Origin of the sequence: Moritella sp. F3 (assembly GCF_015082335.1) — a bacterium.
Taxonomy (GTDB): Bacteria; Pseudomonadota; Gammaproteobacteria; order Enterobacterales; family Moritellaceae; genus Moritella.
Genome location: NZ_BLRL01000006.1, coordinates 19538 through 33832 on the forward strand (window position 1 = coordinate 19538; position 14295 = coordinate 33832).

The 14295-nt window shown below is 37.2% G+C and carries 13 protein-coding genes; 11 read left to right on the plus strand and 2 right to left on the minus strand.

What is annotated here, in order from left to right; translation table 11 throughout:
- Nucleotides 1–55: 55 nt before the first annotated feature.
- The gene (locus JFU56_RS11555) at nt 56–1132 is read left to right on the plus strand and encodes a recombinase RecT (protein WP_198437443.1); all 1077 of its coding nucleotides are present in this window, start codon (nt 56–58) and stop codon (nt 1130–1132) included.
- Nucleotides 1133–1156: 24 nt separating this feature from the next.
- Here the strand turns inward: JFU56_RS11555 and JFU56_RS11560 are convergent, their stop codons facing one another.
- Nucleotides 1157–1930: a hypothetical protein gene (locus tag JFU56_RS11560; protein ID WP_198437444.1), complete on the minus strand. Its 774-nt coding sequence runs from the start codon at nt 1928–1930 to the stop codon at nt 1157–1159.
- Nucleotides 1931–2406: 476 nt separating this feature from the next.
- On the opposite strand from JFU56_RS11560, the gene JFU56_RS11565 reads away from it, so the two are divergent.
- The 10 genes from JFU56_RS11565 to JFU56_RS11610 all read left to right on the plus strand — a co-directional run bounded on the left by JFU56_RS11565 (nt 2407) and on the right by JFU56_RS11610 (nt 13680).
- The gene (locus tag JFU56_RS11565) at nt 2407–3714 is read left to right on the plus strand and encodes a ParA family protein (RefSeq protein WP_198437445.1); all 1308 of its coding nucleotides are present in this window, start codon (nt 2407–2409) and stop codon (nt 3712–3714) included.
- A 14-nt stretch (nt 3715–3728) separates the two neighbouring features.
- Nucleotides 3729–4856 carry a hypothetical protein gene (locus JFU56_RS11570; RefSeq protein ID WP_198437446.1) on the plus strand — a complete coding sequence of 376 codons (1128 nt, stop codon included), beginning with the start codon at nt 3729–3731 and terminating at the stop codon, nt 4854–4856.
- Nucleotides 4857–5474: 618 nt separating this feature from the next.
- Nucleotides 5475–5624, plus strand: a complete 150-nt coding sequence (locus JFU56_RS23240; protein WP_198437743.1) for an HU family DNA-binding protein — start codon at nt 5475–5477, stop codon at nt 5622–5624.
- Nucleotides 5625–5930: 306 nt separating this feature from the next.
- A complete protein-coding gene (locus tag JFU56_RS11580; RefSeq protein WP_198437447.1) occupies nt 5931–6674 on the plus strand; it encodes a zinc-finger-containing protein in 744 nt (247 codons plus the stop codon).
- 349 nt (nt 6675–7023) lie between these two features.
- Complete coding sequence (locus JFU56_RS11585; RefSeq protein WP_198437448.1) at nt 7024–8073, plus strand: AAA family ATPase; 1050 nt, start codon at nt 7024–7026, stop codon at nt 8071–8073.
- On the plus strand, nt 8066–8515 hold the full coding sequence (locus tag JFU56_RS11590; RefSeq protein WP_198437449.1) for a hypothetical protein: 450 nt from the start codon (nt 8066–8068) through the stop codon (nt 8513–8515). Before JFU56_RS11585 ends, JFU56_RS11590 begins: the two co-directional genes overlap by 8 nt.
- A 74-nt stretch (nt 8516–8589) precedes the next feature.
- Nucleotides 8590–9555, plus strand: a complete 966-nt coding sequence (locus tag JFU56_RS11595) for a DUF3150 domain-containing protein (RefSeq protein ID WP_198437450.1) — start codon at nt 8590–8592, stop codon at nt 9553–9555.
- Between the two features lie 65 nt (nt 9556–9620).
- On the plus strand, nt 9621–11429 hold the full coding sequence (locus tag JFU56_RS11600; RefSeq protein ID WP_198437451.1) for a VWA domain-containing protein: 1809 nt from the start codon (nt 9621–9623) through the stop codon (nt 11427–11429).
- Between the two features lie 168 nt (nt 11430–11597).
- Complete coding sequence (locus tag JFU56_RS11605) at nt 11598–12758, plus strand: toprim domain-containing protein (protein WP_198437452.1); 1161 nt, start codon at nt 11598–11600, stop codon at nt 12756–12758.
- A 121-nt stretch (nt 12759–12879) separates the two neighbouring features.
- On the plus strand, nt 12880–13680 hold the full coding sequence (locus tag JFU56_RS11610; RefSeq protein WP_198437453.1) for a hypothetical protein: 801 nt from the start codon (nt 12880–12882) through the stop codon (nt 13678–13680).
- A gap of 85 nt (nt 13681–13765) precedes the next feature.
- Here the strand turns inward: JFU56_RS11610 and JFU56_RS11615 are convergent, their stop codons facing one another.
- Nucleotides 13766–14236: a hypothetical protein gene (locus JFU56_RS11615; RefSeq protein ID WP_198437454.1), complete on the minus strand. Its 471-nt coding sequence runs from the start codon at nt 14234–14236 to the stop codon at nt 13766–13768.
- Between the last annotated feature and the right edge of the window lie 59 nt (nt 14237–14295).

Genomic DNA, 14295 nt, shown 5'->3' on the forward strand with positions numbered 1-14295 from the left:
CAGTACTGATATTTATCTGTGCTGCTTTTCAATTTTCCAATTAAGGAACATTCAAATGAAAAAAACAATCATAGAAATCATGGGCGTGAGAACGTTGAAAGAAGCACGCGATGAGATAAAACGTGTTTTATTTCACAGCTATAATCATGACCATTGCCCTCATGGTGTCGAGGTTACTGAAAGCGATGTGAATCGTGTAGTGGCCTTATGTGAGGCTTACTGTCTAAACCCGTATGAACGTCATTTGTACATCGAGCATAATGATAACGGTATGCTTGAGCCGATACTAAGAATTGATGGCTGGTATAAAATAGCTACAGCTCATCCTGATTATGATGGCTTTGAGTTTTTTGAATCAGAAGCTGAAACAATAATTGATTTGAGTGATTTCAGTGAGAATATGAACATACCTCCTCGAATAGACGGGGAAAAAAGGACTGTTCACAATTTCGTTGGCTGTAAGATTTTCAGAAAATCGGTAAAGCATTCACCCGTTGTTAAAACATATTTCGATGAAGTATTCAACTCACAATCATTAACATGGTTAACACACCCTAAAAGAAGACTTCAGCAAAAGGCATTTGCTGAAGCTGCACGAATAGTTTTAGGGATAAACATATTTGAAGCTGGTATGGCCGAATTATCAGAGTCAGTTTCTAGTGCACGAGTGCAGGAAAAAGATGAACAAACGCAACAAGTAAAGCCGCAAGTTGTTAAGGTTGAGGTTGAAGTAAAGGCCGCTACCGGTATAAGTGGCATGAACGTTTTGAACCTTGGGGAATTAGAGGAAAAAGTCGCTTCAATTAATGCTAATAAATCCTTAAATGAAGTTAATGTTAAAACTGATTCTAGTGTTGAAACTGTGACTAGCGTTGAGACCGACTCTATCATTGAGACAGTTGCTATCGTTGAGACAGGTGCTATCGTTGAGACAGGTGCTATCGTTGAGACAGGTGCTATCGTTGAGACAGCTGCAGATGTCGAAATGCCAACTGAGTTAATGAATTTTATTTATGGTATAAAAAATAAAGCTTTAGAAGGAAATTGTTTGGATGAAGGTTTAACCTACTGCTTAGAACAGGAAGGCGTCGAGCCATACGTTGATCAAATTAAGGCTGCTTTTGCAGCTTAAAATAAGTTATAAATATAAACCTGGTCATTTATGATGGTCAGGTTTTTTTATAGAACGAAATCTAGTTGATTTGTTCAGTGCCAATAAATATTGATCAAATAAATGAAAATCTGGAGTGGTGCGCAAGGTAAGAAAGTTATTTTGTAAAAGTTCTCGATCACCAAAATTTGCTTTAAAGCAATGATCACGACCTTCAGTGATAAGTATTTTATCACTGCGAGATAAGATGTTATTATATGTGTCACCCAGTGAGGTTAGGTGCCTTACCAAATAAGGTACTAGTTCTACTTTAGCGTAGCTAAACTTATCGAATAAACATGAAGAAATATCAGATCTTTTCATGCGGATTATCAACCCATTAATGTTTAGTTTTGTTACTTGTCTACTTGCCCATTCAATCAGGCTTTCATCGACAACAAAACAAGAGTTAATAACATCTGGATTATCCAATAGAAATTTAGATATTAAATCCCTTGCTTTTATTAGTAGGTCATCATTATAAATCTCTGAAGATGATGGTTCTAATTCGAAACCTAATTCAGAGATTTCCACACCACTTTCATCAACGATAGAAACACTTGTTTTCATGCCATGAACATAAAAACAATGATTTTCACCCATAACACTTTTGGTTAATATGTGGAAATATGCAGTTTTGCCTTTGTTAGTAGGTTGGCTTACTGATTGAACTATACGTTCAAATATATCCTCATCGGGGTTAAGCAGTAATGATGAAGATGTCATAGAGCTGTTAATATCCATCATTAATTGCATAAACTTATGATTGTCGTTGAGCATGCTAGCCCTTTATACATATAAGAAGTAGTTTAAAATCGCGCGAAGATAATGCTGGAAATACAATAGAACGTCCATATTTCAGTGAAAGTTTGATTTCACTTGCTAAAACCCGTAAAGTTGACTGAGACATGATCACTCCTAAGTGTCATTGTTTAATTGATCTGCAAGCGCTTCCAACAATTACAGATCAATTATGTATTAAAATGTGATACCTCAAGTTTGCGTCAACAAACTTGGGGTATTTTTTTGTCCAAATTACAAGCCTTAACAATGAATGTAATTAGAATGCATTAACGTGGTACAAATTCAGTATATAGCTGTATGTTTAGTATTACAATAAACTTTACCAAATTAATAAAGTGGTGCGTGTTTATTAAATGCACTTAAATTTATCATTTTGGTAAATATACTGGCCGAGGGTAAAGTTTGTTGCTAAGATGATGATCATTAAATATATATAATGGGGTTGATTACCGATGGAAGATGGAAATAAAAATTTTGTTGATGCTTACAATGACTTCTCTGCATTGATGAGTCAAAACTCAGGCATGTCAACTCGTAAAAAAGTTTTACTTGCTGAAGCTTTAGATAGCTCGAACCAAGATGAGACAACAACTAACGAATACAAAACGTTCCATCACGGCCTAAATTATACAGACATTGCCGAGTTGACTCAGTGGTCATCAGTTACCATAAAAAAGAAGCTCGATGCACTTATTGATTTACCAAGTGATCACCCCCATAAAATTCATGATGAAGAGTTTAAAAAACTTGGTAGAGGTTGGACATTTACACGAACAGCTGTCTATAAATTTTTCGATTTCTATCAAATATTGATGTCACACAGCATGTTAAACCCAGGCCATAAAGCAGAAATAATTAATGTTGAAAATCACAAAGGCGGTGTTGGGAAGACCATAATAGCATCTCATATAGCTGTAAATCTGGCGCTGAAAATAAGTAAACGCTATAAAATTTTACTAATTGACCTCGATCCTCAAGGTAGTTTGAGGCATTTTTTCAATTCTGACTTAGCTCAAAAGTCCGATAGTGATGAGATATTCAGTGCTGCGGATATAATGTTGGAGTACGGATTTGATGCTTATAAAGACATGGCTGAATCAGAGGCTGAGTTACTTGAGTACCGCCGTGATTTCATATTTTCAAATGCAATACAAGATACATATCTGACTAATTTAAAAACTATTGTCGCATTCCCAGAAGATATTGAGTACAACGCTAAAGCGTGGTCGCGAACTTTAGTGGGTGATATGACACCTGCAACAGACCTTTATGAACGAGTAATTAAGCCTATTGAAAATGATTTCGATTTCATAATAATTGACACAGGACCGCACCAAGATCCTCTTGCATGGACCGCTTTGTGGGCTCAAACGGCGCTTATAATACCTTGCACACCAAAGCCTCTTGATATGCATTCAACGAGTAACTTTATCGAGTCTTTGCCTAAGTTCTTCAAAAACGCACCAGTTAAGACTAGGCCTGAAAAAATGAGTAAACTCGTTTTTACTCTTGTTGATGGTACAAACCCTAAGCATTCAGATTACCGCACAAAAACAAATATGAACCTTGGTAGTAAATATTCATTCATGCCATTTATACCAGAAGCACGATGTTTTGAAAATGCATCTAAGCAGAGTTCTACAATATACGAACTACCTACAGCTAAATCTCAAACCTACGTAAATATCTGTAAAGCGTCTCTTGACCATATTGTTTCGGATATTGAATACATATGTCTTAATGACATAAAGAATAATTAGGCGGTAAATACAACATGAACAATAAAAGTGGATCAATGTTTAGTTCGAGAACTAAAGATGCTAAAGCTCAAGCTAAAATGTTAATTATAAAAAAGGTTGCGGGTAAGTCGTACCCTTGTGATTTGATTTTTGTACCGGCCGAGGAATTTGAGCGCATTGAGAAAGATCCTATAAATCCGAGGGACCAAGATTCTCTTAAATTTGAAAGTTCTGATAGTCAGTTTGTAAATGGTTTAAAAGAGTTTGGTCAAATAACTGAGGGCGTTGCGCGGTATAAGCTTAATGAACAAGGTGAGCGTGTTTATAAGACGATCACACTTGCAAATGGTGATAGTGTTGAGCGTTCTATCATAAGTGTTATTGATGGCTTAGTGCGATTTGACGGTGTGAAAAAAGGCGGTTTACCGGAATACAGTGTTGCCGTCGGTAAGTTTGATGATGCGGCAGCAGAAATTATTATGGCCACGTCATTTGACCCGCATCGGGTCCTTTCATGTTTAGAACTTGCTGCGGTTATTGATAACATGCAAACAAAAGGCGGGAAAGAATACTCACCAACAGAACTGGTTAAACTGCTTCCATTTAAAAAGGACCGCGCAACGATATCGATTGCTAAAAAAGCATTACTATTAGCGAAGTCACACCCTGGTATTTTCAGCGTTTTCCCATCCCAACCGCTGGTTGGTAAAACGACTATTAACCAAATGAGTAATATTGTTTTGCATGTTGGTGCAACGTTTTCTAATAATAAGAGAAATGAATTTTTCGAATATATCAACGAACTTGCAACAGACCGTTCTTATTGGGGAAGTAATAAGATAGAAATAAACAGTGATGAGGAAATGGTCACCTCAAAAATGTATACTAAAATCCTCACTGACATCGCTAATAAAGCTAAATACAAAAAGCCTAAAAAAGTAACTGCCAAGGAACCAAGATATACAGAAGTCGATGATAACGTTTCATTCTTTGTCGAAAATATTGGTACGGATGGTAATGATAAAATTGTTGTGAAAACAAATATTGTTATAGAGATGATCAATCAGGACGACAGTGATTTATTGGTTAAGCTCTCGTCAATCCTTTGTGATGAGTCACTGGACGATACAATTCGTGACCAGTTAAAAACATTGATTAGTTAAAATGAAGAATAGTTCAGCTTGTATATACTTGCTGAACTATTCATCTCCCAAGACACATTCCCCCCATTTAAATTTACAAATTCAGCCAACTTACCTGTGCAGTGAATTCTTTGGTAGTATTAGAACCACTTAATCGTGGTTGCTTTGGCATCCCCCCTACACCTACAACTTGGGAAGGTAAAAAGTGTTAATTAGAAAATACGCCATTTTTAGTCGGAATCATAAGTTACTACATTCGATCATATGTATAGTAGTTATGTTATGTTTAGCCTCAACTTTAACTGTTTCAGTTCATTCTGAATCTTTACGTCTACTTGCCGTAACTCCTTTATTTTGCTTTCCGTTAATTCTTTTCAGCCGAGCTGCAAAATATAGAAACTCATATTTAAACCGGTAACTCAAACTTGAACTCAAAGTTATAAATATCTGAATTTAACTAACTCCGTGAGGGTTTGGCTGGATGATTAGGAAATAAAGGATTGTTACATGAAACCAAATGTATGGACTAAATTGAGAATTGCTAAGGAAATTATAAATCCAATTGCTGAATAACACAGCAAGTTTAGTCAATCTGTTGGATGCAACTTTAAGGCAGATAACAATAAATTTTTAGCTGGTATTGATGTACCAGTCAAATATTCTGGTCGATTAACTGTAATATATAAAGAAGAAAGGCCTGGGCGTAACCCAAAGACGGGTGAAAAGGTTCATATTAAAAGGAAAGCTTATGTACACTTCAAACTTGGCAAGGTTTTTATAATAATTTAAATGCCGAAATCTCACTCAAAAGACTTTAATACACCATCGAATCAATAATATACGTTGTCTAATTTTGGTCCAGAGATCGCTCAATAATAGTCTGCACACATGAAATAAAGTGTGCTATATTTAACAACACTCTAAGGCTTAGGAGTGTAATCAGCCTCACTACCAAATTTAATTTTACCTATTAAGACTGTGACGACGTCACACCGTCAGTTGTTAGCTATCTCTTTATTAATGAATTCCATCCTAACCAGATATTAAAAAGAATCAATCGATCAATTTTAACTGGATTGCGATTGCTTGTTTTTGATGTTTACATCAATTTTGGCAGCATTAGGTTTAGAGCTGCAAGCGATTATCGCCACCTTAATTTCAAACCACCATCAGGTAAAAATCAAAGGAACACTTATGTATATCAATAAATCACTCAGAATTAAATATCAGAACGATATTCGGGAATTCTTACTAGATCAAAACAGTTTTAACGGTGTAGATTTAAGAGAGTTTGGCATTGTCGCCACTGTGCTTAAATTAAAATTCAATGTAGAAAGTAATTTATCTTTAGTGAATGTGGTTCAATCCATTAATGATAGTAATTTGTCATCTCTTGATAAGGCAAGGTATTCCAGTGTTGCTGGTTTGCTATTCTCGATGAAAGAAGGTGTGCCTTATAAGTTCACTGAATTTAAGTTTAACTGTCAACATTGTAATAGTCCTGTAAACGCTGCGCATGGTAGCAAGAACAGTAAATATGTGTGTAGTGGTTGCGGAGCTAAAGTTGGTATAAACAGGGTCAACTACTGGCCTCTTGGGACACTTGCTCTGAGTGATGTTAGTTACGCAAGAGTATATTGTCATGAACGTATCGATGCGTTGTGGGGAAAGTACGAAATATCGCGGAACGCAGCTTATGCTGAAGTTGCACGGTTATTGGGTATTCCACGCCCATTGTGCCATATTGGGTTGATTGAATCACTACATGAAGCAGGGCGATTTATCGCGGCTACTGATAGTTTGAGGTTAACCCTTGATGAGAAAAATGCAAATTGCTAAGCATTAATCCAGAATCATCATGATTCTGGATTAATAACTTGCAACAGCACAGATAGTTCTGTAAATTTATTATATTGCGTGCAAGGCTAACACGCTGAGAAGCCTCACTTCTAAATATTCTTTTTTCCAAATAAATCATAAATTTTGATTTGCGTGTTTACACTTACCTTGGTGTGAGTAGTCATATCCAGATTTTCGATTTTGTTGCTCTGAGCAATAAATTGCTGAAGGCCATTAAACAGCATGCGTATCACGCTGGCCTATTTCCAATCCTGCATCCGAAACTGACCAATTTATGGTTTCGTTAGCGAAGCAACTCAAACCAAACCATCCAATTAAGGATATTTTTATGCTGAACCAATTCTCTTCGCTTGGCGAAATGAAACCGGACCGTGTAATGGCGCCTGCAAATGATTTATTCGGGATCAAATCAACCATGAGTATTTCTATTTGGAAAAATGTATTAAATCCATACATACCAAGGATAGATAAAAATTATGTATTTCAAAATGACCTCCTAAGAGAGCTGTTAACGTGGCTTGAAAAACCTACAGATGATGGTTTCTGGCTTTACGGTCACCTTGGTACGGGCAAATCTAGCGTGTTAGAACAGTTAGCCGCCAGAATGAACCTTGCAGTTTATACTCAAACCGGTAGCGAAACCATGGACATGGAAGAGTTGATTTATACCACTTCCTTCGAAAATGGAACCTCACGAATTAATTTAGGATCTTTAGCGAAAGCGTTTACATATGGTGGCTTGTTCATTTTCAATGAAATTGATTATTGTCAGCCTCACCACATTGCTGCTCTTAATGACATTTTGTCTGGAAATACATTAACCATTCAATCGAATAGCGGCGAAATTGTAAAGTTGGAGAAGCATCCTTGCTTTTACTTTTCTGTTGCTAGCAACACCAATGGTACCCCTGATGAGGATGTACCAGTTGAATATCATGGTACCGGTCCAATGAACCCAGCGTTCAAAGATCGCTTCATCTTCTTCAAGCTTGATTATTTAAAACCTGAAGACGAATTAAAAATTGTTTTGAATCGTGGTTTTGAAGAAACGGTGAGCCGGATGGAATTTAACAGTGAAAAGCACAAAGCTGATGTTCATGCTAACTACTGTTTAACTTTTAAACCAGTGATTAAAAACATGATTAAGGTTGCAAACGATTCACGTATTGCTGTTGAAAAAGGTAAATTTGACCGACCGCTTACTCTACGTTGTTTGAAACGTTGGATACAACGCGGTGTTGCCTGGCAAGGTGCCAAAAACATTTTGCATCTAACTGCTAAAGGCGCATTTCTAAACAGTTTATCGTCTGGACAGAGGGTCGTCATTGAGCAGTTTTGTGCGGATCGATTTGGAGACGAATGGAGTTACGATGAATAATTCAAACGAGGTTACTCGATTAATCAATCTTTATAGTGATTCTGCTTTTAAAGATAAATTAGAAATTGCTGTATCAGAGCGTTTTGCATCATTTAATCAAATTTTAATTATTGATCGAACTGATGTTTTAGTTGTTCCGATAGCAGCAGGTTTCTCGCCAGACGTTTACGGTAAACTAATCAATGAAAAAATTAAGTCAGCTTATGCTGAGTTCTTTCTTATTGAGAATGAAGTTAGCCGAATAATCAACAATGAAGATGCTCCTCATCTTCTTAAACTCAACCCTGTCAAAGGTAGTGAAGAACTTATTAAACTAAATCTTGAGGGTAAATCCGTCAGTTTTGGTGATTTGGGTTCTAGTACTTCTAAGCATCAATGGTTTTTAAATTTCAAGCGAAGCGGTAATTCACACATGGAAAACCTACTCGCAAGAAACATTTAACACCAACCTTAAATCGTTCGATAGCTCCCCATCTTTATGGCGGGGCCATACCAACTCATCCAATAGGATATTTTATGACAACAAAAAACACTATATTTAGTGAAAATATGGTCGTCTATTATATGGCGGTTTCCATTACAACGGGAAAGATGAATCTGATTCCAACTGATTTACATCTTCCTGGTGATATTGATGCATCAGGGATAGTTAAATTAGGTTCAAAGCAAATATTTAGAAAAGAATCACTCAAAGTATTTGCAACAATCAAACGGAGAATTACCGACTACCTTACTGCACGCGGTGTACGTTACCAAGGTGGTATAGCGATTCCCCGACCAAACAATGGTGAAGTAAGGGATTTCCTTGAATTGAATAAAGAGGAATTCTATAGAGCTAAAGACCTATTGCTCAGCCAGTACGATACCTTGAAGGAGCAATTCTTTAAAGATGTCAAAGACTCTATGCCTGACATGTTGGAACATATAATTCCGTATGTTATGACTAAGGACTATTTGAACACTCAGATCCAGTTTGCGTATTGGACTGACATTGAAGAAGAAGGCTCATTTGGTGAAAGAGTCATTGACAATGTTGCTGACCAAGCAAGAGAGTCACTTAAAATATTGAAAGACAGTAAAGTGTATAACGCAAAATCTTTGGAACATCTAACAAAGATACGAGATAAGCTTCAGGGCATGTCTTTTGCAACACCTTACGCAAGTACCATCGTTAATCATATTGATGGATTTGTGAATAAACTTCCTAAAACAGGTAGGTTATCACAAGAAGTTGTTCATGATTTAATGAAAGAACTGTCTTTCCTGAGTGACCCTAGCAACTGGGATGCATTGAAGGCTTCTGTTAAGGTTGAGGACAAACCAGAAACTGGTGAAGTTATAAAACCTTTCAACTTCAGCACACTAAATATTGATGATTTTCATCCCGCTAGTAAAGTAGCTGATGAAAAATTCAACCTAGAAAACTTCCATCCAACAACGCTTTCGAATCTCGTCCCGACTACTCGGTACTCTGATTTTTAGAAGCCACCAGCCGAGCGAAATTTAATTCGTTTGGCTAATCAACTATCCATTAGGATCTTCCAAAAATGACAAGTTCAATATTAAATGCTATGCCTATTGTGGCTTCGACTTATGCCGATCAGATGGGTGTAAATATTGTAGTTTCTAATCAAGCATCAACTGATGGTAAAACTATCAATACAGTGTTGGATGAAACAAATTTGGCGGCGAGCTGGGGGTACTTATGCCACGAAGCCGCGCACATAAAACATTCGGATTTCACTATACAAAGTGATCTTCAATTCAGAAATGAGGTTATCGGCGCGAAACTTGCGAATCACCCTATATTTTTTAGTCTGGTGAACATGCTTGAAGATAATCGAATTGAATTTTTATTTATGCAGGAATACCCAGGCATGAATAGAACTTTCAATGCAATGAACCAACACCTGATTGATAAAGGCTTGTGGAGTGTTGACGTAAACGCTGATGCACCAAATGCAGTGTCGCAACTGTTGATGATTTATCCTGCAGGTCATATGGCAGGGCTAAATTACGGTAGTTGTACTGAATTATCAAAACAGTCCTTTCAAACTTTAAAAGATGTTATAGGTATTACTCACGCTAAATGGGTGGCTAATATCGCGATGTCCTCGGTCAAGGCTAAGAATGAGAGAGAGTGTGCGGTACTAGCGGCTAAGTTATTACAGTACATGTTAGACAACACACCTCAACCAGATAAAGCTAATAAGCCTACTGATAAACAACAAGGTGATAGCCAGGCTGGTGATCAGCAAGGCAATAGCCAAAGTGGTGATCAGCAAGGCAATAGCCAAGGTGGTGATCAGCAAGGCAATAGCCAAGGTGGTGATCAGCAAGGCAATAGCCAAGGTGGTGATCAGCAAGGCAGCTGCCAAGGTGGAGATCAGCAAGGCAGTAGCCAAGGTGGTGATCAGCAAGGCAATAGTCAAGGTGGTGATCAGCAAGGCAATACCCAAGGCGGTGGTCATCAAGGCAATAGCCAACCTATCTGTAATGAGACGACAATTGTTGATTTTACAGATAAAGGCGAGCTAACTGCAGCTATCTTAAACGCTTCTGAAAACAAGGATGGGATTTCAAAGAATGTTGTTATGGCATCTACTTTGTTAAAAGCAAAACCTCTCACAAGGGGCGGTATTGTACCTAACTTCAATTTTGATGAAGAAAAAGCAAAGTTGTTATTGCTAGGCAACAAAGTGAGATCTTTCATTAAAGCCAGATCACAAGATAAGTGTCTTCCAAGTCGTACTGGTAGAAACTTAAATGGCCGCAAGATTGCAAAAATAATGCAAGGTTGCAAACGACCATTTACAAGAACGATTATCGGTGACAGTACTTCAACTGGCGTATATATCTCATTAGATATATCGGGCAGCATGAATCGTCAAAGCCGTATCGAAATTGCAAGAACAGCAACCGTGGGCATTGCTCATGTTATCAACAGCATTAAAGATGCGAACGTGAGTGTTTCTGCGTTCAACGATGAAGTTAAAGTCATTAAATCATTTAATGATCAACTGCAGAGCCGTAAAGGCGCTTTTGGTGTCAGAGCTGGTGGTAACACCAATATGATGCCAGCGTTGCTTCACGGGGTTAAGGAGCTGTCTAATTGCAAAAAATCGCGAAGGATGATGATCATCATTACCGATGGTAAAACATCTGACTCAAAAAATGCAGCTTCGACTGTATCTGCCATCAAAGCATCAGGTGTTGATGTTCATTGTGTTGGAATACAGATGAGTGGTAATAGGTCTGTCTTAGACCAGTTATTTACTTCTTCAGGTTGGGTGAACATTAACTCGGCGGATGAATTAAATAAGGCATTGTTCAACATTGTTAAACAATCACTTTAACTAAGAACAGTATCCCCGATTAATCGGGGTGCTTATTTATGCCTTTTTAATGAGAAAGTATAAATAAGTATCTTCCTCGGAAGTTCTTAATCGTATAGGGCTTTATAGCGATGAATAGCCCCGCTAACAATCCGCCTTTATGGCATATTCAATTTATAGGAATACAATATGGTAACAACAACAAAAAAGCGTTATTTAGACGCTGCAGATATTAAAGATCAAGCTCGAGGGAACTGGATGTATTTGTTCTCAACACTAACTGGTATTGGCAATGCCGCTGATAACTTCAATGGAAATGGCTCTAGTTCAGGTTCAGCTAATGCAAGAAGTGCTTGTCCTGTTCATGGGGGCAATAGTAATAAAGCTTTTTACTTCTTTAACGACTCAAACGAAACTGGCGCTGGTGGTTGTAATTCCTGTGGTGTTCATTATGACTTTGACCTCATTATGTGGGCTAATGGCTGGGACTTTCGTCGTACAGTCGAAGCAGTTGCTGATGCGCTTGATATTGATGAATCAGAAAGAAAGCGTAACTACAAACCTAAGCCACAAGCTGAAATTAAACCGAGAGAATTGACAGCTACAGAGCTTGAGAAAAATCTCAATTTAAAAAACAAAATGAGCCAACAGTGGAATGAGGCTTATCCGTTAAATAAGGGTAAGGCGAAACCAGCAAGGCTATATTTCAAAAATAGAGGATTGGGTGATATTGGTCTATTAGGTGGAGAAGTGCGTTTACATCCAGGATTAAAATACTGGGTGGAGGACAAAGACACCAAATTTGGCTATAAATCACTTGGTACATTTCCTTGTATCATTTCAACAATTCGAAATAAAGACGGTAAGCCAACAACGCTTCATTATATCTACATCACAAAGGATGGAAATAAAGCAGACGTACCATGCTGCAAGAAATTAGGCACAGCACAAGCTGGAGTATCTATTTCTGGTGGCTGTATTGCTCTTTCTCCACCGTCTCGTGTGAAAGGTGTTGCTGAAGGTCTTGAAACCAGTATCGCGGTTGAAAATGCCACTAAAATGCCTATGGATTGTTGCGTTAATGCCTCAATGCTGGGTAACTGGGAGCCTGATAACAGTACTGAAATAGTTTTTATCTGGAAGGATAAAGATAAACCGGACTGGAGAGGCATCCGTGCAGGTGAACGAGTATCAAATCTTTTAAAAGAAAGACTTGAAAAACGTGGTATCAAGGTGTTTATCATGACCCCTCCACTAAATGAAGACGGTGTGGACTGGTTAGATGTATATAATCAGCTTGGCGTTCTTGGGTTTCCTGAGATAGCTAAAAAATGGCTAGACATCGAATAAGGTATGGCAGCACTCATTGAGAGTGCTGACTATATAAATCAAGCGGGTAGCAATGGTGCTACTTTGTTTTAAATTTTAAATTCAAAACGCCAATTAAGGCAATTCAAAAGGTAGATTAAAAGTGGATATATTCAATAAAATTGAAACGAAATTAAAATCGTTAAAATTAAAAATAGCAAATAACGAACACTCAAAAAAATTGATGACTGCGGATAACAAAGCGCAAAGTATATGGGAAACTATGAAGTGGGGAAGTGTCTTATATCCTATCCTTATGATTGGGTTGGCATTACTCATCGTTTTTAATACATTAATTATTTATCGGTCATTCAATGGCACTGCAACTGATCTTCAGATGAAAATTTTAATGTGTTTGTTTTTTTCATGGGCGATTCTTTTTGCAATACGCAAAGCTGATATGACCATGACAGGAAAGAAATCATGGTTATCAATGAAGAAAGAACAGTTCATCAAATATGTTATTGGCAAGCTTGAAGGTGATGTAAAAAAACATGTTGTTAAAGCATTGGACGTTATGTCTAAATGCAAGAAACTAACTAAAAAATTTAGTATTGTTCTTAATTTATTAGGACTATTAATTTCTTTTGTTTTGTATAACATATCTTTTGATGTATCAGCTATTTTCGCAGAACTCTTGCAGTGGCCTTTATCATATACAGTGGTAATGAGTATTATCTTCTTAGTAATAGAACCTGTCGAAATTGACTTCTCATTAATCGATGTCGATTTTAAGGGTGAATTAGATAGTACAACAACAAGCATTAGCGCTTCTTCTGGTGAGAATTCTTTCACAGGTAGTACAGATGGTGATAATGCAGTAGCAGAAGCAAATTACGGTGACAAATTGGTTGTTAAAGTCGATAAAGATGGATCATCTATAACTACAAAAAATAATGACTAATTCAACATAGAAAACAAAAAAAGGCACCACGGTGCCTTTTTTCTTTTTTCTTTTTTCTTAAGTTACTACAATAAACATTCCAATCCTATTGTATACGCCACTTGTAGACTAATTCGTCTTGTTCTTCTTCATCTTCTTCAAACCATGGTGATAGTTCAATTTCGTCTTTCAATGCGTTTCCTTCGTTAAAGCCATAGGAAATGCAATCAGTAATGAAATTGAAATCCATGCTTGGACGTAATAACCCGTTAGCTTTGAGCTTGGCACCTTCGATGTCAACATCGATATTTACACCAGGCTCCCACTTGGTATCACCACGGCAAATTATTTCGTTCTCAACCGTAAGCTTAAAATAACCTCTTTTACCTAATGGGTCGATAACTTCAACCATGAAGAAACCTGGTAGACTTTCATACTGTGATTCGTTGATTAAAGGTATATGCCCATCATAGATAGGGTATGTTTTGCCTTTGGTATCTTTCCATTGACTGTTTTCTGCATCAAAGGTAAGAATACGTGTACCATTTTCATAGTAGTAGTGCATTTGAGATGTCATGTTTGAATTTCCTATTAGGAAGTTTGGAAGTAAAGCGACAATAACGTCGCTTGTTAGGT